Annotated in this window: 22 protein-coding genes; 9 read left to right on the top strand and 13 right to left on the bottom strand. The window is 39.0% G+C overall.

Features of this window, described 5'->3' with window-relative positions:
- The first annotated feature begins 96 nt into the window (after positions 1–96).
- Together sodC and yccS are read left to right on the top strand one after the other, a co-directional pair.
- Positions 97–666, top strand: a complete 570-nt coding sequence (gene sodC / locus H7R46_RS01790; RefSeq protein WP_075383285.1) for a superoxide dismutase family protein — start codon at positions 97–99, stop codon at positions 664–666.
- A gap of 203 nt (positions 667–869) precedes the next feature.
- On the top strand, positions 870–3,020 hold the full coding sequence (gene yccS, locus H7R46_RS01785) for a YccS family putative transporter (protein WP_005067165.1): 2,151 nt from the start codon (positions 870–872) through the stop codon (positions 3,018–3,020).
- Between the two features lie 40 nt (positions 3,021–3,060).
- Here yccS and H7R46_RS01780 read toward each other — a convergent pair whose 3' ends face one another.
- Both H7R46_RS01780 and H7R46_RS01775 read right to left on the bottom strand, forming a co-directional pair.
- Positions 3,061–4,290 carry an MFS transporter gene (locus tag H7R46_RS01780; RefSeq protein ID WP_005067162.1) on the bottom strand — a complete coding sequence of 410 codons (1,230 nt, stop codon included), beginning with the start codon at positions 4,288–4,290 and terminating at the stop codon, positions 3,061–3,063.
- Positions 4,291–4,661: 371 nt separating this feature from the next.
- A complete protein-coding gene (locus H7R46_RS01775; RefSeq protein WP_080631031.1) occupies positions 4,662–5,030 on the bottom strand; it encodes a hypothetical protein in 369 nt (122 codons plus the stop codon).
- Between the two features lie 237 nt (positions 5,031–5,267).
- Here H7R46_RS01775 and H7R46_RS01770 point away from each other — a divergent pair, with 237 nt between their 5' ends.
- Positions 5,268–5,855 (top strand): NAD(P)H-dependent oxidoreductase, encoded by a 588-nt coding sequence (locus H7R46_RS01770; RefSeq protein ID WP_002117050.1) that lies wholly within the window; start codon positions 5,268–5,270, stop codon positions 5,853–5,855.
- Positions 5,856–5,868: 13 nt separating this feature from the next.
- Entirely contained in the window at positions 5,869–6,183 is a 315-nt protein-coding gene (locus tag H7R46_RS01765) for a putative quinol monooxygenase (RefSeq protein WP_005067156.1), read from the top strand.
- A gap of 45 nt (positions 6,184–6,228) precedes the next feature.
- Here H7R46_RS01765 and H7R46_RS01760 read toward each other — a convergent pair whose 3' ends face one another.
- Both H7R46_RS01760 and H7R46_RS01755 read right to left on the bottom strand, forming a co-directional pair.
- Positions 6,229–6,597 carry a hypothetical protein gene (locus tag H7R46_RS01760; RefSeq protein WP_005067154.1) on the bottom strand — a complete coding sequence of 123 codons (369 nt, stop codon included), beginning with the start codon at positions 6,595–6,597 and terminating at the stop codon, positions 6,229–6,231.
- A 94-nt stretch (positions 6,598–6,691) separates the two neighbouring features.
- Positions 6,692–8,101 carry an FAD-binding oxidoreductase gene (locus tag H7R46_RS01755; RefSeq protein WP_002116692.1) on the bottom strand — a complete coding sequence of 470 codons (1,410 nt, stop codon included), beginning with the start codon at positions 8,099–8,101 and terminating at the stop codon, positions 6,692–6,694.
- Between the two features lie 377 nt (positions 8,102–8,478).
- Between H7R46_RS01755 and serA the strand changes: the two genes are divergently transcribed.
- The 3 genes from serA to H7R46_RS01740 all read left to right on the top strand — a co-directional run bounded on the left by serA (position 8,479) and on the right by H7R46_RS01740 (position 11,648).
- Complete coding sequence (serA, locus tag H7R46_RS01750; protein WP_182924237.1) at positions 8,479–9,711, top strand: phosphoglycerate dehydrogenase; 1,233 nt, start codon at positions 8,479–8,481, stop codon at positions 9,709–9,711.
- Between the two features lie 98 nt (positions 9,712–9,809).
- Positions 9,810–10,694, top strand: a complete 885-nt coding sequence (locus H7R46_RS01745) for an EamA family transporter (protein ID WP_005067150.1) — start codon at positions 9,810–9,812, stop codon at positions 10,692–10,694.
- A 90-nt stretch (positions 10,695–10,784) separates the two neighbouring features.
- On the top strand, positions 10,785–11,648 hold the full coding sequence (locus H7R46_RS01740; RefSeq protein ID WP_005067148.1) for an EamA family transporter: 864 nt from the start codon (positions 10,785–10,787) through the stop codon (positions 11,646–11,648).
- Positions 11,649–11,655: 7 nt separating this feature from the next.
- On the opposite strand, the gene H7R46_RS01735 is transcribed toward H7R46_RS01740, so the two are convergent.
- The 3 genes from H7R46_RS01735 to truB all read right to left on the bottom strand — a co-directional run bounded on the left by H7R46_RS01735 (position 11,656) and on the right by truB (position 14,012).
- Positions 11,656–12,099, bottom strand: a complete 444-nt coding sequence (locus H7R46_RS01735; RefSeq protein ID WP_001019905.1) for a hemerythrin domain-containing protein — start codon at positions 12,097–12,099, stop codon at positions 11,656–11,658.
- A 211-nt stretch (positions 12,100–12,310) separates the two neighbouring features.
- Positions 12,311–13,087, bottom strand: coding sequence for a sulfite exporter TauE/SafE family protein (locus H7R46_RS01730; RefSeq protein ID WP_005067146.1), 777 nt, complete (start codon positions 13,085–13,087; stop codon positions 12,311–12,313).
- Between the two features lie 19 nt (positions 13,088–13,106).
- Positions 13,107–14,012 (bottom strand): tRNA pseudouridine(55) synthase TruB, encoded by a 906-nt coding sequence (truB, locus tag H7R46_RS01725; protein ID WP_005067144.1) that lies wholly within the window; start codon positions 14,010–14,012, stop codon positions 13,107–13,109.
- A 153-nt stretch (positions 14,013–14,165) separates the two neighbouring features.
- Here truB and H7R46_RS01720 point away from each other — a divergent pair, with 153 nt between their 5' ends.
- Positions 14,166–15,197: a lipase secretion chaperone gene (locus tag H7R46_RS01720; protein WP_005067141.1), complete on the top strand. Its 1,032-nt coding sequence runs from the start codon at positions 14,166–14,168 to the stop codon at positions 15,195–15,197.
- Between the two features lie 115 nt (positions 15,198–15,312).
- Positions 15,313–16,254 carry a lipase family alpha/beta hydrolase gene (locus H7R46_RS01715; RefSeq protein ID WP_080591800.1) on the top strand — a complete coding sequence of 314 codons (942 nt, stop codon included), beginning with the start codon at positions 15,313–15,315 and terminating at the stop codon, positions 16,252–16,254.
- A 51-nt stretch (positions 16,255–16,305) separates the two neighbouring features.
- Here H7R46_RS01715 and rplS read toward each other — a convergent pair whose 3' ends face one another.
- The 6 genes from rplS to H7R46_RS01685 form a co-directional block, all read right to left on the bottom strand.
- Positions 16,306–16,674 (bottom strand): 50S ribosomal protein L19, encoded by a 369-nt coding sequence (gene rplS, locus H7R46_RS01710; protein WP_002116654.1) that lies wholly within the window; start codon positions 16,672–16,674, stop codon positions 16,306–16,308.
- A gap of 219 nt (positions 16,675–16,893) precedes the next feature.
- Entirely contained in the window at positions 16,894–17,649 is a 756-nt protein-coding gene (trmD, locus tag H7R46_RS01705) for a tRNA (guanosine(37)-N1)-methyltransferase TrmD (RefSeq protein ID WP_005067137.1), read from the bottom strand.
- A 42-nt stretch (positions 17,650–17,691) separates the two neighbouring features.
- Entirely contained in the window at positions 17,692–18,240 is a 549-nt protein-coding gene (gene rimM / locus H7R46_RS01700; protein ID WP_002116736.1) for a ribosome maturation factor RimM, read from the bottom strand.
- A 19-nt stretch (positions 18,241–18,259) separates the two neighbouring features.
- A complete protein-coding gene (rpsP, locus tag H7R46_RS01695; protein ID WP_000260334.1) occupies positions 18,260–18,511 on the bottom strand; it encodes a 30S ribosomal protein S16 in 252 nt (83 codons plus the stop codon).
- A gap of 147 nt (positions 18,512–18,658) precedes the next feature.
- Positions 18,659–19,084 (bottom strand): type IV pilin protein, encoded by a 426-nt coding sequence (locus H7R46_RS01690; protein WP_002117055.1) that lies wholly within the window; start codon positions 19,082–19,084, stop codon positions 18,659–18,661.
- Positions 19,081–19,563 carry a type IV pilin protein gene (locus H7R46_RS01685; RefSeq protein ID WP_002116770.1) on the bottom strand — a complete coding sequence of 161 codons (483 nt, stop codon included), beginning with the start codon at positions 19,561–19,563 and terminating at the stop codon, positions 19,081–19,083. Before H7R46_RS01685 ends, H7R46_RS01690 begins: the two co-directional genes overlap by 4 nt.
- Positions 19,564–19,571 lie beyond the last annotated feature (8 nt).

Genomic DNA, 19,571 nt, shown 5'->3' with positions numbered 1-19,571 from the left:
GATACAAATTAACTATTTAAATTAACTTGTAGGTCAGACCTCTGTTTGTTTGAATCAAACAATCATATATATTTATAAGGACATCCAATCATGCAGATGTTTAATAAAATTGGCGCAGTCTGTGCGCTTACAGCCCTTTTTACCGTTGGCTGTAGTTCGGTAACTAAAACTGTATCTGACACAGCCCAAGCATTAACCTCAATGCATACAAAAAAAGTGGTCGACGTAAATGAAGTGACAGCTAACGGTATTGGCAAAAAAATAGGTACGATTAGCTTTCAAGATAGCGACAAAGGCTTAATTATTACCCCTGCTCTTGCTGACTTACCAAGTGGTACTCGTGGTTTCCATATTCATGAAAACGCTTCTTGTGCACCTGCTGTAAAAGATGGAAAACCTGGCGCTGCTTTAGCTGCGGGTAGCCACTATAACCCGAACCAAGCCCCTCATCATGGTACTCCAACCACTGGCCATTTAGGCGATCTACCTGTTTTAGTTGTTGATAATACAGGTGTTGCGACAACTGCCGTAATCGCACCTCGATTGAAACTTGCTGATATTCAAGGTCGAGCGATTATGATCCATGCGGGTGGCGACAATTATTCAGACTCACCTCAACCTCTTGGCGGTGGTGGAGCACGAATTGCATGTGGTGTGATTAAATAATTTATGTATTTTTCAAATTGTGGGTATCTAAAAAGATATCCACAATTTTGTTAATTTATTGATCGTTACAACTTGGTTTAAGTCTAATAAAATCTTAAAAAATGACTGACTTTTGTAGATAAAAAGAATAATATTTTTGAAGTAATAAAAATTTAAAGTTACATACTGCTTTCTCACGTATTCTCTAATTTAGAACAAAAGCCGTGAATTATCTGACCCAAATATTTAATAGCTTTAAGACAAACTCTATTTTAATTTATTGCCTGCAAATTCTGATTGTACTTACTGGCACAACTTTAGGTTTGCTGTGGCTGGGCTATAATCAACTTATTGTTCCCGTAACCTTAGGCGCAATTGCAGCAGCATTAACAGACTTTGATGATCGCTTAAGTATTCGATTACGCAATTTGGTCTATGTCTGCCTGCTCTTTTTTACAGTCAGTAGTATTCTTGGCTTTTTAGCACCTTACAAAATTTTCTTTATTTTATATCTCTCTATCTCAAGCGCTTTTTTCATATTACTAGGCGCCTTAGGGCAACGTTATGCCACGATTTCTTTTGGTACTATTTTGCTCTCTATTTATAGTATGTTCGGTTTAGGCGAATATGCACATTGGTATCAACAACCTACTTATTTTGTTTATGGCGCTCTCTGGTACGGTTTAACTTCTATTTTATTTTTTATTATTAAACCGACACTTCCCTTACAAGATAAGCTCTCACAAATTTTTAAAGAAATCTCTGTTCTACTACAAGCAAAAGCTCGTTTGTTTGATCCGGACAATAAAGAGAATGTTGAGCAGCTTTTATATGAGTTATCTCTACAAAATACGCAAGTTGCCCAAAGTCTCAATCAAATACGCAGTTCACTACTGACTCGGCTCAAAGCTTCCAGAGTCAGTAATAAAAGTATCTATTGGCTAAACCTATATTTTTTCGCACGAGATATTCACGAGCAAGCCACTTCAAATTATTTACATTACGAACATATTCAACAGAATTTTAGCCGTAGTGATCTTATTTTCCGTTTCCAAAAAAACCTGCGTCTACAAGCACAAGCATGCCAAGACTTAGCTCAATGTATTTTATATAACCAGCCATATCAGCCTTCGCAAGAAAGTCAGAAAGTATTAGGACATTTGGAAAGTTCTTTAAAAGATTGGATACAACAACATCCACAAAATTTTGAAGTTAAAAATTTAAAACTTATTTTTGATAATTTAAAAGGAATGCATGAACAGTTTGAACAACTGCAATATGCCCAACCTGTTCCTGAAAATAACACTCAAACAAGACAAGAACACTTAAATTTACTTGATGATGATATTCAAGGATTTTCAGATCTTATCTTAAAACTTCGGCAACAACTTACGCCACAGTCAGCGCTGTTTAGGCATGCCATACGAATTGCTGTGGTTTTCGCCGCAGGTTATGCAATTTCACTGTTACCCTTTGCGCAGCATGGTTACTGGATTTTACTCACCAGTTTGTTTGTCTGTCAGATTACTTATTTTGCGACTAAAAGCCGTCTTAAATTAAGAACGATTGGTACCTTACTCGGCGTTTTATTAGGAATACCAATTTTATATTTTGTACCGAGTATTGAAGGCCAGCTCATCATTACAATTATTTGTGGAGTTTGCTTTTTTTACTTACGTCAAAAGAAATATGCTTTGGCTACGCTCATGGCTACCCTTATGGTGCTATTAATTTTCAACTTAAAAGGCGCTGGCTACAGTATTATTTTGCCTCGACTGATAGATACCTTATTAGGCTGCTTTATTGCATGGCTTGCCGTAAACTTTATTTGGCCCGACTGGAACTTTCGAAACATCCCCAATAATATTAATAAAAGCAGCAAAGCGACCTTAGATTATTTCAATGTGATTGTTGAGCAATATCAATATGGCAAAAATCAGGATATAGAGTACCGCCGAATTCGTCGTGCTGCGCATAACGCTCAGATTGAGCTATCCAACATGATTTCAAGCCTAAGTGCTGAACCCAACCCGAACCCTCAACTCATCCATTATGCTTTTCGTTATTTGGTTTATAGCCACAGCCAACTGAGTTACGTAGCAGCGTTAGGAAGCCAACGACAAAAAATTGATGATCAACAGGTATTACAACTCTTACTGGATTGTCAGCAAATTCTTAAACAGAGCTTATTTGATCCGGCTTATATTGATTTCAATTTCCTTGAGCAGACTTTAGCGCAAATTCAAAGCCTAACTACTTATGAGCACTTTTCAGAAAATTACACACTCGTGTTAAAACAAATCAGTTTATTGCTAGAAACTTTGCCAGAACTATTAACACTTAAAGACAAACTTTTAGAACAAGAGATTAAGTAGAATAAAAAAATACCGGAATATCAATTCCGGTATTTTTTATTTAATTGTTGCCTTGTTGCAGTCTTTCTTGCATTTCCTGCTTCAAAGCACTTCGCGGTTGGCTAAACCAAAGAGCAATAAAGGTAAATGCAGACAATGCAAAAGCCCATAAATGAAATTGTGTATAGAGATAACGTACAAGCTCAATCATTGCAAAGAAGCTCATCATCAGTAACATTGAAACTGCTGCTGCAACTGTTCCTTTTGATACCTCAGATGACATGAGTGCAAAGCGATATAAGACTGAAAAGCTAATTCCCTCACCAAAACAGATGAGTGTCATCCCTGTAAGCAAACAAGGTATGAGATAGGTTTGCCATACCACACCTAATATTAAAATGAGTGTACCAGTGAGCATAATCGGTAAACCCATCATGACTGTTTTACCCAAAGGCAAACGGTCAATAATTTTGATTAAGACAATGTTGCCTACGATTAAACCCAAAAATACGGGGAATTGAGCTAAGCCATATTGCACACTGGTGAGCTTTAATTCATCTACTAAAATGATTGGAGATAAAGCAATCCATAGCATTAAAGGCATACCCACTAAAGGTAATGCGAGACTTAAACCTAAAAAACGGCGGTTGGCAAACACCTTTTTAAAATCATCAAAAAGATAACTAAAAGGTTGCTTGGTTACACTGACTTGCTGGCTTGGCATCTGTTTTTTCAACCCGATCCAACTAAGTAATGCCAATACTGCGATGGCGACAAAGCCCCAGTGCCATGACACATAATCAATTAAGAAAGCGCCAAGTACAGGTCCTAGCAAAGGTGCAAGTAATGAGATATTTGCCATGAGTGCCATGACTTTAATCGCATCACGTTCAGCAAAACTTTCTTGAATGGCCGCATAACCAACGGCTGAAATTACAGTTAAACCAATACCCTGTAAAAATCTTAAAGCTAGAAATTGCTCGATTTGCGTCGTCAGTAAAATTAAAAAACAGCATAGAGCAAAGAATAAAACTCCTGCTAATAGTACTTTTTTACGTCCGAGACGGTCCGACAAAGGACCAAGTAACCATGCAACAGATGCGCCACCTAATAAATAAAATGACATCGAAGATGGTGCCCAAGTTGCACTTACACCAAAATCTTCAGTAATTGCCAACATGGCTGGCTGAATTAGGTCATTACCAATATAAACCGCAAATTCAAATAGCACTAAGGCCAAAGGAAACATCAACGTTGTACGGTTCAACGTTGTCGTTTGAATATTTTTCATGAGTTGTACACTTCAAAATAGCGGCCAAAATGTCTCAGTAACTACATATTGAATTAAATAATGTAGTGATGACGATGACAGTATGGTCTATCAATCTTTAGTTAAGTTTTTATATGCCGTGAGAGTGCATGTTTAGAATGTGAAACACCGTATTCACAGGGTGTCTAAAACGAGAAAAAATGTATGACGTGAGATTCGGTAATTTTTACCAATTGGCTTAATTGCCGAGCGCAACAATAGCACTTTTTAAATTGATCAGCAATCATGCAATTTCAAGAAGCTTAAATTTCAGTTTTTTGTACTAAAAGACCCACAAATTCTTGTTGTGCACAAACTCAAAGTTATCCACATATTCGATAAAAAATTAAGCATTAAGGACAAGGATTAACTTGAAAGTCTGGGGTATCTTGTCCTTGTGTACATTGATAGCTTTGCTTTTTATTTACAATTTTCCAGATTTGCTGATCTCGTTTTAATAAATATTCAGTACGTGTTTTCGACACCGCATCTGGACTAGGTTCTGTTTGCAAAATAGTAACTTGCGCACTGGAAGGATCATCCGAAGCATTCATTTGCTGTGAAATATCTAAATTGCTTGCATCATTTAAAAGATCTGGTTGATCGAGTAATACAGCCTGTATAGGACTATCAGCAAGTTGAGCAGAAGATTTTTGAGGTGGAGCACAAGCTGTTAATATGCTTAAGCTGAAAATAATCAACAAACCATTCTTTTTCATCACTCTTCCCCTCTATTTACTCAAAATTAATGCTAAAGATAATAGGCCACTTTTTCCTTTTGAGCTTTGTAAATTGTTATAAATTTATTGATATTAATGAGATAGATTAATTTTAAATAGAAATCCAATAATAATTATTGATTTTTTATCAACAATATTTTTCCTATTCATGCATTTTTCTACAACAGTAATTCTCATAGAGTATGCGTCAAATACAGGAATTTAATGAGAGCAACCTCCATGAGTAAGATTTTAGTGATTAATGGTGCTAAACAATTTGCCCACTCAAACGGTGAATTAAATGACACATTAACCACCCTAGCAACCACACATCTCACGGAACTCGGCCATGAAGTCCAAGTCACCCGTGCAGACAGCAACTATGATGCTGAAAGTGAGGTTGAAAAATACTTATGGGCAGATGTTGTTATTTATCAAATGCCAGGCTGGTGGATGGGCGCACCTTGGACAGTCAAAAAGTATATTGATGATGTCTTTACCACTGGTCATGGTTCACTTTATGCAAGTGATGGCCGTAGCCGTTCTGATGCCTCAAAAAAATATGGTTCAGGTGGTCTAATTCATGACAAAAAATATATGCTGTCATTGACTTGGAATGCTCCAATGGAAGCATTTGAAGATGCAGATCAATTCTTCCACGGCGTAGGTGTAGATGGTGTTTATTTACCATTTCATAAAGCCAATCAGTTCTTAGGCATGAGCACCCTTCCGACATTTATCGTAAATGACGTAATTAAAATGCCTAACGTTGATAGTTATGTTGAAGAATATAAAGCACACTTAAATACTGTATTTGCAGCAGCCTAATAAGGAGAAATCCATGCTAACCATTATTGCGGAAATTCGTACTAAATCGGGTGGACAGCATCGCCAGAACGTATTGGATGCATTTCAAAAAATCATTCCAACTGTTTTAGCAGAAGATGGTTGTCATGGTTATGAACCTTTAGTTGATCACAAATCAAATGCGAGCTTCCAAACCCAAGAGCCTGACATGATTGTCATGCTAGAAAAATGGCAAAGTGTTGCCCATCTTGAAGCGCATTTAGCTACACCTCATATGCAAGCGCACCATGAGACAGTTAAAAACGATGTCGTTGATGTCAAAATTAAAATTTTAGAAAGCGGCCTATAATTTAGGTCATTAAAAAAGACGATATATTTATCGTCTTTTTTATTTTTAAGAGCAAAGTTGTGTTTGGAAACCTCTAGAGCCTTTCCCTCTCGCACATTGGTAGCTCTTTTGCTTATTTTGCAATTGCCACTTTTCATCAACCAATTTGAATGAATATTCTGTTCGGATTGCAGAAATAGAATCATCCATTAAACCAGTTTGGATAACGGTAATACGGGAAACTGTTGGAGATTCTACTCGGTTAAATACTTGCTGAACTGAGGTATTGTTATGCTCTTTTACGATCTCAGGCTGGGCTTTAAGTACTTGTTGCATCGGAGTTTCCGAACCCACAAAAGGAATTAATTTACTGGTCGTCGCACACCCAGTGAAAAGTCCAGCACAGAGCGCTGAAATTAAAAATAAACGTTGCATTTTTATCACCAAAAACAAAAGCCATAGCTTTATGATGCTATGGCTTTGTTGGTTACTCTGTAGAAACTATGTAGTTCTACAAAATAGATCTAATTTAAAGATCAAACAATTTACCTGGGTTCATTAAACCATTCGGGTCAAATACTTTTTTCAAAGCTTTCATATATTCGATTTCTTCAGGCGAACGTGAATATTCCAAATATGGCTTTTTCGTCATGCCTACACCATGTTCAGCAGAGATTGAACCATCGTATTTTTTAACGGTATCAAACACATATTTATTAACCACCTGACATTTCGCAAAGAACTCATCTTTGGTTAAGTTTTCAGGTTTTAAAATATTTAAGTGTAAGTTACCGTCACCGATATGTCCGAACCAGCAAATTTCAAAATCTGGATAGTTTTCTTGAACAATCGCATCAATTTCACGAATAAATGCAGGTACGTGAGTAATTAATACTGAGATATCATTTTTATATGGAATAAACGGCGCGATTGATTCAGAAATATCTTCGCGTAAACGCCATAAGCTTTCTACTTGGTCAAGGCTCTGGCTCATTACACCATCAAGTACCCAACCCTGCTCCATACAATGCTCGAAAATTTCCATTGCTTTATCGAGAATCGGCTCATATGGTGCTTCAAACTCAAGTAATACATAGAACGGGCATTGAGTTTCAAATGGACGTTGTACATGCCCGTGGTCTAAAACTTTTTGCATTGCAAGTTCACCAAAGAACTCAAATGCAGTTAAGTCGATGTCTTTTTGGAAAGCATGTAACACAGGCATTACTGCATCGAAATCTGGAACACCTAAAACTAAAACTTGTAAGTTTTGTGGTTGACGCTCAAGTTTAATTTCTGCTTCAGTCACTAAGCCTAGTGTGCCTTCACCACCAATAAACAAATGCTGTAATGCATAACCAGTTGCATTTTTAACCATGCCTTTGTTTAAACGCAGGATGTCACCTTTACCAGTCACTACAGTTAAACCAAGTACCCAGTTACGTGTCATGCCATATTTAATCACTTTAATACCACCAGCATTGGTACCGATATTACCGCCAATCTGGCTAGAACCCGCTGACGCAAAGTCCACCGGATAATACATGCCTTGTTCTTCTGCATAATTCTGCAATTGCTCAGTCACAACACCAGCTTGAACACGCACCATACGGTCTGCCGGGAAGAACTCAAGAATTTGGTTCATTTTGTCCATGCTAATGACAATTTCACCATTCGTTGCTACCGCACCGGCAGAGAGACCAGTACGACCACCTGACGGTGTAATCGCAACATTAAACTGGTTCGCAAGCTTAACAACCGCCTGAACTTGTTCAGTCGTTGAAGGAAAAACGATGACCGATGGGTTCGGATTAAAATGCTTGGTATGATCTTTACCCCAGTTTTCGAGACTATCAGCATCGGTTTTAATACGGTTTTCACCGACGATTGCTGTTAATTGGGTGAGTAACTCAGGTGTTAAAGCGACTGGAGCATTCATCGTTTGCAGACCTAGCAAGAAGTAAACTGTGGTGGGATATGACCTCATAATTCTCAAGGTTCTCACCTGAGCAAAGCCATAATGTTCAAGGAACTCCTATATTCTACATGTATCCGCGCAAGCGATAAAGTTCAGAATAGAGATACTGTCACTACAAAACATGTTTAACGTAAATAAATACTTTCTATGGGGCTTTCAGAGAAAAATCACATTTATCCCCCTACTAAGCATATTTTAAAATGCTCGACAAGCCATAAACAGAAGTGATTAGACATAGATAAAATTGCCATAAGGCGATGGTATAAACGAAATATCTATAGCGCTGCCCAGTATGTTATTATACCGCCACCAAATTTGGCCTTTGTAGCGGAGCCGTAATGAGCCAACATCTTTCACTACCTAAAGATAAAATCCGTTTCCTTTTGTTAGAAGGCGTTCACCAAAACGCAGTCGATACTTTAAACGCTGCGGGTTACACCAATATTGACTATCGTAAAACTGCTCTTGAAGGCGAAGCGCTTAAAGAAGCAATTAAAGATGCTCACTTTATTGGTATTCGTTCGCGTACCCAATTGACTGAAGAAGTTTTCGAAGCTGCAAATAAATTGATCGCAGTAGGTTGTTTCTGTATCGGAACAAACCAAGTTGATCTTAAAGCAGCAATGGCACGTGGTATTCCTGTATTCAACGCACCGTATTCAAATACGCGTTCGGTTGCAGAGCTTGTACTTGCTGAAACGATTCTTCTTCTTCGCCGTGTTCCTGAAAAATCGGCGGCTTGTCATCGTGGTGGTTGGGACAAGTCTGCTGTCGGTTCTTTTGAAACTCGTGGCAAAACTTTAGGTATTGTGGGTTACGGTTCCATCGGTTCTCAACTTTCAGTTCTTGCTGAAAGCATGGGTATGCATGTTATTTATTATGATGCAGTAACGAAATTACCAATGGGTAATGCTCGCCAAGTTGGTTCTTTAGATGAACTTTTAGCAACTGCAGATGTTGTAACGTTGCATGTGCCAGATGTTCCGTCTACACGTAACTTCTTCACTAAAGAACAATTTGCGAAAATGAAAGAAGGCGCGATCTTCTTAAATGCTGCACGTGGTACATGTGTAGTGATTGAAGATTTAGCTGATGCAATCAAGTCTGGTCATATTGCTGGTGCAGCAGTTGACGTATTCCCGAAAGAACCAAAAGCAAATGGTGCAGAATTCCAGTCTCCACTTCGCGGCTTAGACAACGTGATTTTAACTCCTCACGTTGGTGGTTCAACCATGGAAGCGCAAGCAAACATCGGTTTAGAAGTTGCAGAGAAATTTGTTGCTTACTCTGACAAAGGTATGACACTTTCTGCGGTGAACTTCCCGGAAATCGCATTACCATTGACAGCTGGTCAACACCGTTTATTGCACATCCACAAAAACGTGCCAGGTGTATTGTCTAAAATCAACAACTTGTTTGCTGAACAAGGCATCAACATTTCTGGTCAGTCACTTATGACTAAAGGTGACATCGGTTACCTCATCATGGATGTTGACGCTTCTGCTTCTCAAGAAGCTTTAGATATGTTGCATGAAGTCGAAGGTACAATTCGCGTGCGCGTATTGTTCTAATACGAACTGTAAAGTCAAAAGCCACAGCAATGTCTGTGGCTTTTTTATGGGCATTTACATTATCATGTGAAAAGTATACCAATTGATCAAATAATAAAATGTCCACTTTAAACCAGAAATCTCAGCTACATGCGTTGGGTTTTCTTATTCTTGCTATGTTAAGCGTTCAAAGTAGCGCATCTTTAGCTAAAATTTTATTTCAGAACTTCCCTGTACTGACTGTTTCAGCAATGCGCCTATGTTTAGGTGCAATTATTCTTGCCTTTATTTTTAGAATTTGGCGAATTAATTTTAGTCAGGTCCGCTGGAAAGCAATTTTAGCTTATGGATTTGCACTTGCAGGCATGAACGCCTTATTTTATCTGTCGATCGAACGCTTACCGATTGGGATTGCGGTAGCTTTTGAATTTATTGGCCCTTTAAGTGTAGCGTTATATCACGCACGCCAAAAATATGATTTTGTTTGGGTCAGCTTCGCAATTATTGGGCTGATTTTACTTTTCCCTTTCAATCAGGCTCATAGCTTAGATTGGATCGGCGTTTTATTTGCAATTAGTGCAGGGTCTTGTTGGGCGCTTTATATTATTGCTGGGCAAAAACCTTCTGGTATTTCAGGTAATCATACGGTGTGCTTGGGAATGAGTGTAGGTGCATGCATCTTATTACCCATTACCTTTTTTTCAGGCTCGATTGGTCAAGTGATTGAACTTCCCTATCTTTTTTATTTTATTGGTTTGGCCATTTTAGCCAGTGCTCTTCCATTCTCTTTAGAAATGTTGGCACTACGCAATTTGACACCTTTAAGCTTTGGAACATTGATGAGCCTAGAACCCGCAGTTGCAGCGCTATCTGGTTTTATCTTTTTAGGCGAATATCTGTTATGGAACCAATGGCTAGCACTTGCAACCATTATTACCGCTTCTGTTGGTTGTACCATAACCACCCAAAAAGCTCGCCAAGAACGTGAAAAAGTAGCAAGTTAATTTAATGAAATTTGCCAGCTAAAACACAGTATTCGTTATAATTGTCCACCATTATTTTTAGACATCAGATGAAGCGCTAGAGTATTTTCCATGCAAAATCTTCCAATTATTGCTGTGCTGTATATGATTTTGTCGATGGTCTCATATCAAATCAGCGCTTCATTTGCTAAGCAGCTCATTGCAACATTAGACCCTCTCACCGTTACAGTTTTAAGGCTGAGTTTTGCAACGGTTATTGTCGCAATTATGTTCCGATCTTGGAAAATCTGGTCACGCTTACCTTATTTAAAATGGCGTGATTTATTGATGTACTGCGCATCTTTAGGCTTAATGAATATCCTATTTTATACCTCACTTGGAAAATTACCCCAAGGTATTGCTGTTGGATTAGAGTTTATTGGTCCATTGGGTCTTGCGCTTCTTTCTATTAAACAAAAGAGCGACTACATTTGGGTAGCACTAGCCATGTTAGGCATTGCACTCATGGTACCTTGGCAAAACCCTATTCAACACCATTTCTCGTATGTAGGTGCAGCATGTGCGCTAGGTGCCGGACTTTGCTGGGCCTTCTATATCTATTTCGGTCATAAAGTTGTGACCCAAAATATCGGGATGCACGCATTAACGATTGGGATCGGTGTATCTGCACTTGCGTTATTGCCAATTGGAATCTGGCATAATGCTCCTGCATTACTTGAAACACAGTACTGGGGTAAAGCCTTACTTATTGCAGTGTTAGCGACTGCAATTCCATATGCACTCGACTTAATGGCTCTCAAACAACTTAATAAATTAACTTACGGGACTCTAACGAGTTTAGCACCAGCATTGGCAGCATTAACGGGTTTCTTATTACTTCACGAAGAAATCAGCATGCTGCAATGGGTGGCTTTGGCTTGCGTAATGCTGGCCTCTATTGGTGTTACTTTAAGAAGTACTAAAAAAGCTGCATAGGTTTACTCTACTGCTGCTTTTTATACTTTTTATATTCCTTTAAATATTTATTGCCGAGTGTCTCTTTTTCGCTGTCTTTAAGAATTTTTCCGGCTTGTTGAAAAAACTTATGTTCTTCTTCTTTTAAATGATGATGGACTTTTTCACTCAACTGTTTGGCGGTTGCTAACCAACTCGGGCTACTCATATCGGTTTTTTCAAGTTGTTCGACCAACTCATCCATTTCATGATGTTCAGATAAAGCATGTCTCGTAATATCTAAACCGACATCATCAAACATTAAAGGAATATAGAGGTAACGATCTTCTGCAACTGAATGGGCATAAAGTTCATTTTTTAATGCATCAAATAACTCTTTTCGTTCTTCGGTTAAACCGTGTGTCTGAATGAGTTGTTCAGAAAGGTTACGTTGATTTTCATGGCTTTCTCTTAATGCTTCGAAAATATTCATTCTCTTCCTCATTTTTTAGCTAAAAAATCTTTTTTATTTCAAGGTTTATCATACTTTGAAATTTATAATGTTTAAGTAGCTTAAAATGAGACTATTTTTTACACAGTTTTCTTTCTAGTAAATTTCTGTAATGATTTTTATATTTCTAGCTTTAAATGATACACAAAAGTATGAACTGCCTTTTTCAAACAGCTCATACTTTCAATCTTATTTAACCCGTAACAAACATTTGATAGCCCAAACGGCAAATCAGAATACTCACCAAAATTAAAAAGATAATTCGTACAAAACCACTGCCATATTTAAGTGCAGTACGTACCCCAACAATAGAACCTAGCACGTTAGCAGCTGCCATCATCAAACCAATATGTAAAATAGCGTGACCAGTTGGGATGAGGAAACTCAGCGCAGCTAAGTTAGTCATAAAATTACCGATTTTTGAAAAAGCTGAAGCATGCAAGAAATCAACTTGTAAAAAACGGATAAAGAAGAAAATAAAGAAACTACCTGTACCTGGCCCAAAAATACCGTCGTAAAAACCAATAGCCAAACTACCGATACCAGCTAAAATTAACATTTTCGTGGTAATTTTTTGCTCGGTATGAACTTGACCGAAGTTCTTTTTAACTAGGGTATAAATCGCAATCACAATCAACATTACGAAAACGAAAGGACGCAATACCGATTGAGGAATAAGTGATAAGCATGCCGCGCCAGCAAAAGAACTAATCAAGGCACAAATGGCAATAACTGCTAGAAGCTTCCATTGCAACTTTACTTTTTTAGCAAATGTATAAGCCGCCGATGCAGTACCAAAAATGGATGAGACTTTATTGGTACCAATCACCGTAGCAGTCGACATGTTAGGAAAAGTGCTCATGATCCCGGGAATCTGGATGAGTCCACCGCCGCCTACAGCAGCATCAATTGCTCCCGCAGTAAACGCAAAAAAGATCAAACTAAGGATAACGTCCCATTCCATGCCCATGCTCTATACTCTACATCTACTACAAATTTAAGATACGCTTAGGTACCAACCGTTTTTTATCGGTAATCTCGGCTAAGCCTAAACAGCGCTCACCCGAAAATACCAAAACTTCTGCTTCTGCAGAATGCTCAATATTGCTTTCTAAACCGTTGCAAAAATATTTTTCACGCCCTTCCGGAACCTGAATTTTTAGGAAATGGTCAACTGGTGCATAAACTGGAAGTAGCAAAGCTTCTCTTTGCTCTTCTGTTAAACTTTCCAGATATTCAATGGTATAACTTGGGATAAGCTCAAAATGTCCTGTTTGAGTCCGGTTCAGCATCGTTAAATGCCCACCACAACCAAGTGCTTCACCAATATCTTCACCTAGCACACGGATATATGTCCCTTTAGAGCAGGTTACATCCAGAGTGATACTATTTTCGGTAAACGCAATAAGCTCTAAAGCATAAATCGTGACTGGACGCGCCTCTCGCTCAATCTCTATACCTTTTCTCGCCAACTCATATAACGGCTTACCTTCTTTTTTCAAAGCCGAATACATGGGCGGAACTTGTTGAATATCGCCTCTAAACGTTTCTAAAGTTTGTTCAATAAGTTCTTGGTTAAGAACAGGAATAGGACGCTCTTGTAAAATCTCCCCTTCCACATCACCTGTTGTTGTAGTCTGTCCCAATCGAACAGTGGTTTGATAACGCTTTGTTGAGTCCAGCAAATAATGTGAGAACTTAGTCGCCTCTCCCAAACAAATCGGGAGCAAACCTGTCGCCAAGGGGTCTAACGCTCCAGTATGGCCTGCTTTTTGGGCGCGGTATAACCAACGCACTTTTTGCAAAGCCGCATTTGAACTTAAGCCTAATGGTTTATTTAATAGAAATACACCACTGATATGGCGACGAGAAATTTTTTGATTTTTTGTCGTCATTTTTACTGGAACACAAAGCTAGAAAAAAGTGCCGACATGTTAGCAAATTCGGCAAGATATTTTCACAATATTTAGGTGCCTTTTCACTTATTTTATGGCACATTAATGATCGAGTAAAAAAACAACAAATTAAAACTTAAGGAAGATATCTTTATGCAAGGGATGCAGAAGAAGGTATTGTGGTGCGTGCTCGGATTTTTTATTTTGAGCCTCATTGCATGTGTATATTGGTTAAGTCCTGATTCAAAAAACACATCACCCCAAGTCAGTGAAAAGACAGCTCAAAATTTAGCATCAGGTCCACCCACAAATAACTCAAAGCTAAATGCAGATGCTTACCATAGTAAAAGTCAGCAAGATACCGAAGTTAACTGCCAGTTAAAAATTGATAGTTCCCAACATTTGGTCGTTAACAGTCAAACTCGTGACTGCTTTGAATATTTTATTACCCAATATGGAGAAAATGATTTAGAACAAATCAAAAATCACTTTGGACAATTTATTCAGGGAAAATATTTAGAGCCAGCTCGCTCACAGATATTGGATTTATGGACCCGCTACTTAAAATACCGTGAACAGCTTGCTCAAATCCAAACGCCTCCATCAAAACAACAAGATAAAAATTTTTTTCAAAAAATCTTTAATTCAATTCAAGATCTAAGAAAACGTTTCTTTTCGTCCGCTGAAATTGAGGGGCTCTTCTCAGCTGAAGATATCTATCAGAATTACACACTAGATCGTATGCAAATACTTGAGGACTCTTCTTTAAGTGAAATTGAAAAGGCTCAAAAGCTTAAAGAACGCTTTGAACAACTACCAGAAGACTGGCAACAAAACCTACAAGAGCTCTCTAAACTTGATGATTTACATACGCTGACTAAACAAATTAAAGCTCGTCATGGTTCTGCAGAAGAACTTCGGCAGATGCGTACGGCACTCGTCGGAGCTGAAGCAACTCAAAGGCTAGAAACTTTAGATACACAGCGTAGTGCTTGGCAGCAAAGGGTTACAAGTTACTTGAGTGGACGAGATGAAATTATTAAAAGCAATATGAGCGATAGTGCTAAAAACCAAGCCATACAACAATTACGCCAACAACAATTTAGCTCATCACAAGAACAATTAAGACTTCGAACTTTTGAAACGGTCCATGATCAGGGAGGTGAACTGCCATTTAATTATTAAGCCTTTTCTTTTAGGAACTGGCTAAACAAGCACTAGCAGTAAGAAGCTGCTTTTCATACAAAATAAAAATAGTGAGTAAAAAATGAAAAGGAAGTTAATGTTTTTTTGCGCTGCAATGCTCTCAGGATTGAGTGTTTCAGCGGCCCATGCCACAAATGCTGAACAAGTTAAAAACTCGTTCGTCTATTCATCTTATGCACAAACCAAATATCCACTGGTTTTTAACCACGGTATGGCAGGTTTTAACCGAGTTGGGACAGATACACTTGGTCTCGATTACTGGTACCAAATCCTTCCTGATCTGGCACGTAATGGAGGAAATGTCTGGGCAACCAGAGTGTCACCTTTTAACTCAACAGAAGTGCGTGGTGAACAACTTGCCCAGCAAGTAGAAGAGATTATTGCCATTACTGGTAAGCCTAAAGTCAACTTGATCGGTCATAGCCATGGGGGCCCGACAATTCGCTATGTGGCCGGTATCATGCCAGAGAAAGTTGCCTCACTCACCACGATCGGTGCACCTCACAAGGGATCACCAATGGCAGATGTGATCCTGAACGTTGAGGGTACTCCTCTGTCTGGACTGGCAACGTTAGTAAACTGGTTTTCAGCAGCCATTACTTGGGCAGGAGGCCTAGACCCAACAAGCTATCCGCATGACTCTTTAGCAGGTGCTCATAGCTTATCAACTCAAGGTTCAGCTCAATTTAATGCTCAATTCCCTATGGGTGTACCAACTACTTCTTGTGGTGAAGGGACATACCAAGAGAAAGGTATTTATATGTATTCTTTCTCGGGGAATAAAGCGCTGACCAACCCATTAGATCCATTTGATATTGCGCTTACAGGCAGTAGTTTAGTAGTCGATCCATTTGGTGATAATGATGGACTTGTTTCCCGATGCAGTGCCAAATTTGGTAAAACAATTCGTGATGATTACAACTGGAATCATTTAGATGAAGTGAACCAAGTACTTGGTATACGTTCTATTTTCGCTTCCGATCCTGTCTCGGTTTACCGTCAACATGCAAACCGTTTAAAACTTCAAGGACTATAGTTTTTAAACAAAAAATGCGCCAAAAGGCGCATTTTTTTACTCGCTATAAGCTTACGCTTTACGAGCTGGTAATTTTTCACGAATACGTGCAGCTTTACCAGACAAGTCACGAAGGTAGTAAAGTTTAGCACGACGAACGTCACCACGACGTTTCACTTCGATTTTAGCAACAACTGGTGAGTGAGTTTGGAATACACGCTCAACACCAACACCGCTAGAAATTTTACGTACTGTGAACGCAGAGTTCAAACCACGGTTTTTCTTAGCGATTACAACACCTTCAAATGCTTGAAGACGTTCACGATCACCCTCTTTTACTTTTACTTGAACGATGACAGTGTCACCAGGAGCAAAAGCAGGGATATCAGATTTTAACTGTGCATTTTCAACAGCTTGAACTAAAGGATGTTTACCACTCATTGTGGGAATCTCCAATATGTGCGGAGTCAGAAGAGGTCTGAATTTCCGCTGGGGATAGAGGCTAAAGCGCATATCAACCCGTTTATCTTTCCCTTTACGACAATATGTCTATAAAGAGCCTTTAAATTTACATAAAACTATTCATTAAATAGAATTATGCTTTAACTCGAAGCATTGCTTCTCGTCTTGTTGCAGAACTTTCGTTCTTGAGAATAACGATTAAGAATTACCACCATTCTCTTGCGTATCTTTTAGCCATTTTTTTTGCTGCTTAGTCAACTCTACGTTTTCGACCAATTCTGGTCGGCGCTCTAGAGTTCTTTGATATCGCTGCAAAAAACGCCATTTTTCAATGTTGCCATGATGTCCAGATTTTAATACCTCTGGTACATCCAGCCCTTCAAAATGGTCAGGCTTTGTATATTGCGGACAATCTAAAAGACCATCAACAAAAGAATCTTGTACTGCTGATTGTTCATCTGACATTACATTCGGCAAACGGCGAATAATACTGTCAAGTAACACCATAGCGGGCAGTTCACCACCAGATAGAACATAATCACCAATTGACCATTCTTGATCAACGTAATGCTGGATCAAACGTTCATCTACTCCTTCATAACGTCCACACAGTACAATTAAGCCGTCATAATCAACAAACTGCTGTACTGCCTGCTCATTTAAGGTTTTGCCTTGTGGGGACATATACACCACAGGAACATGAACATGTCCTGCTTGTGAGGCAAGCTGTTTGGCATGTGCAATTGCTTTCGCCAAAGGCTCAGCCATCATCACCATACCTGGGCCGCCACCAAATGGACGTTCATCCACTCTTCTGTAGTTTCCCTCAGCAAAATCACGAGGATTAATACAAGTGACTTGTACAATATCTCGTTTTGCCGCACGTCCGCTGATGCCGTAGGCTGTAATCGCTTCAAACATTTCAGGAAAAAGCGTAATGACTGCAAAAAACATTACAGACTCCTCTATTTTCCTGCTGTATTAATCCTAAAAGGATTAATAATCTACGCCCCAATTGACGTAAATACGACCAGCTTCAAGATCAACACGTTGTACTACATCTTTATGCCAAGGAATCATGCGCTCTTCTGAATCAATGCTGTCTGGGGTAGCATGCACCACCATCACATCATTAGCTCCAGTTTCAAACAACTCATGAATTTTCCCTAAGTTTACTTCCTGTTCTTCTTCATCAAGACCTAACACAGTTAAGCCCTTTAAATCTGACCAGTAGTATTCATCTACATCTGCTTTTGGCAGTTGAGACTTAGCAATCCAGATATTAGCGCCAACCAAGCTTTCCGCCCCAGTGCGATCACTCACACCTTTCAACGCAACAACTAGGCCTTTGCCATGTGGTTTCCAACGTTTTACATCTATTGTTTGCCAACCGGCCTTGGTCTCAATGTACCAAGGCAGGTAGTCAAACATGTTGCTCATAGGTTCTGTATTTGAATACACCCAGAGCCACCCATTCAATCCATAAGCTGAACGTAACTGTCCAATCTGAATACGATCTTCGGGAACATTCTGTGTTGATGTCATGGGCTACCTACTACAAAAATTATGCAGTAGCTTTTTTAGCTTGAGCAGCTAAAGAAGCAACACGTTCAGAAGGTTGAGCACCTTGAGAAACCCAGTGAGCAAAACGGTCTGCATCTAAACGAAGTTTTTCTGCTTGACCTTGTGCAGTCGGGTTAAAGAAACCGATACGCTCGATGAAACGACCATCACGTGCATTGCGGCTGTCAGTCACAACGATTTGATAGAATGGACGTTTTTTTGCGCCGCCACGTGCTAAACGAATAACAACCATGATAAAAGCCTTATAATTCTTACGGATTATCCCTGCGCCGACCATCGGCAACACTTCAAACCCCTTTCATAGAGGGCGACATTCTACGTGATTTTCGCCCTGAAAGAAAGATTATTTTTTGAGTTATCCGCAGTTTTGAATTTAAAATTACTGTAGCCAATTTGATGTGGCAGATAACGCACAATCAGTTGCACCTTTTGCCCAAAATTTTTGCCCTTGATCATTAAGACAAATGATCCCATCACCAGCTTGAGAACTAGTAGCAATAGGTGTAGCAGTTAACACCCAACTTGAATCAGTTATGCTAGCGAAAGCTAAGTTATATAAGGCTTGGCCTTGTTGAGGACTGACACTAGAACCATAAACCGATGTAATCGTTGCATTCGATGGATAGCGATTGTGAACTATTTTTTCTGATTCTAATGTTTGGGCAATATTCATCATTTCAGATTGAACAGCTGTACGATGTCCTTTGCGTAAATACTGCAAATACGAAGGTGTAGCTATAGCCGCTAAAATTGCAATTATTGCGACTACAATCATGAGTTCTATTAAAGTAAAACCATTCTTCATTGCCAATTCTCACTATTTGTTTCACATACATTGCAAGTGACTGCTCCACCACAGTCATTATCAACAGCCGTAGCTGTTAAACTTTGGCAACGCAAACCTGAATTCTTAGCAATAAAATTAAAATTTCTTGAATCTGTAGTTGTCGCTTTAATGACCCATGTCTGCCCATTTGCAGCAGCATTCGTCAATAAATTTCCTGTCGTCGTATCATCACTAATTTCAATCGTATAACCACCCCGTGGCAAAGTTACAGATGTCGTAGTAAATCCTCTATAGGTAAAGTTCTTGGATTTATGCCGTTCCAACTGTTCTGCCAATTTTAGAATTTCACCTTTAGCAGCAGAGGCAGTCGCTCTGCGGCTATAACTTTGATATGAAGGGATAGCAATCGAAGCAAAAATAGCGACAATCACGATGACAACCATGAGCTCAATCAAGGTAACACCCTGATTAAACCGTTGGATATAGTATTTATTCATAAGTCATC

Origin of the sequence: Acinetobacter sp. BEC1-S18-ESBL-01 (genome assembly GCF_014169935.1) — a bacterium.
Taxonomy (GTDB): Bacteria; Pseudomonadota; Gammaproteobacteria; order Pseudomonadales; family Moraxellaceae; genus Acinetobacter; species Acinetobacter pittii.
The sequence above is the reverse complement of the archived record's forward strand: the minus strand, read 5'-3'. Positions and strand labels throughout refer to the sequence as shown.

What these genes read in the sequence shown, in the direction of transcription:
- sodC (WP_075383285.1), top strand. Translation starts at nt 97, where the DNA reads ATGTTTAATAAAATTGGCGCAGTCTGTGCGCTTACAGCCCTTTTTACC.
- H7R46_RS01780 (WP_005067162.1), bottom strand. Translation starts at nt 4,290, where the DNA reads ATGAAAAATATTCAAACGACAACGTTGAACCGTACAACGTTGATGTTT.
- H7R46_RS01770 (WP_002117050.1), top strand. Translation starts at nt 5,268, where the DNA reads ATGAGTAAGATTTTAGTGATTAATGGTGCTAAACAATTTGCCCACTCA.
- H7R46_RS01765 (WP_005067156.1), top strand. Translation starts at nt 5,869, where the DNA reads ATGCTAACCATTATTGCGGAAATTCGTACTAAATCGGGTGGACAGCAT.
- H7R46_RS01760 (WP_005067154.1), bottom strand. Translation starts at nt 6,597, where the DNA reads ATGCAACGTTTATTTTTAATTTCAGCGCTCTGTGCTGGACTTTTCACT.
- H7R46_RS01755 (WP_002116692.1), bottom strand. Translation starts at nt 8,101, where the DNA reads ATGAATGCTCCAGTCGCTTTAACACCTGAGTTACTCACCCAATTAACA.
- serA (WP_182924237.1), top strand. Translation starts at nt 8,479, where the DNA reads ATGAGCCAACATCTTTCACTACCTAAAGATAAAATCCGTTTCCTTTTG.
- H7R46_RS01745 (WP_005067150.1), top strand. Translation starts at nt 9,810, where the DNA reads ATGTCCACTTTAAACCAGAAATCTCAGCTACATGCGTTGGGTTTTCTT.
- H7R46_RS01740 (WP_005067148.1), top strand. Translation starts at nt 10,785, where the DNA reads ATGCAAAATCTTCCAATTATTGCTGTGCTGTATATGATTTTGTCGATG.
- H7R46_RS01735 (WP_001019905.1), bottom strand. Translation starts at nt 12,099, where the DNA reads ATGAATATTTTCGAAGCATTAAGAGAAAGCCATGAAAATCAACGTAAC.
- H7R46_RS01730 (WP_005067146.1), bottom strand. Translation starts at nt 13,087, where the DNA reads ATGGGCATGGAATGGGACGTTATCCTTAGTTTGATCTTTTTTGCGTTT.
- truB (WP_005067144.1), bottom strand. Translation starts at nt 14,012, where the DNA reads ATGACGACAAAAAATCAAAAAATTTCTCGTCGCCATATCAGTGGTGTA.
- H7R46_RS01720 (WP_005067141.1), top strand. Translation starts at nt 14,166, where the DNA reads ATGCAAGGGATGCAGAAGAAGGTATTGTGGTGCGTGCTCGGATTTTTT.
- H7R46_RS01715 (WP_080591800.1), top strand. Translation starts at nt 15,313, where the DNA reads ATGCTCTCAGGATTGAGTGTTTCAGCGGCCCATGCCACAAATGCTGAA.
- rplS (WP_002116654.1), bottom strand. Translation starts at nt 16,674, where the DNA reads ATGAGTGGTAAACATCCTTTAGTTCAAGCTGTTGAAAATGCACAGTTA.
- trmD (WP_005067137.1), bottom strand. Translation starts at nt 17,649, where the DNA reads ATGTTTTTTGCAGTCATTACGCTTTTTCCTGAAATGTTTGAAGCGATT.
- rimM (WP_002116736.1), bottom strand. Translation starts at nt 18,240, where the DNA reads ATGACATCAACACAGAATGTTCCCGAAGATCGTATTCAGATTGGACAG.
- rpsP (WP_000260334.1), bottom strand. Translation starts at nt 18,511, where the DNA reads ATGGTTGTTATTCGTTTAGCACGTGGCGGCGCAAAAAAACGTCCATTC.
- H7R46_RS01690 (WP_002117055.1), bottom strand. Translation starts at nt 19,084, where the DNA reads ATGAAGAATGGTTTTACTTTAATAGAACTCATGATTGTAGTCGCAATA.
- H7R46_RS01685 (WP_002116770.1), bottom strand. Translation starts at nt 19,563, where the DNA reads ATGAATAAATACTATATCCAACGGTTTAATCAGGGTGTTACCTTGATT.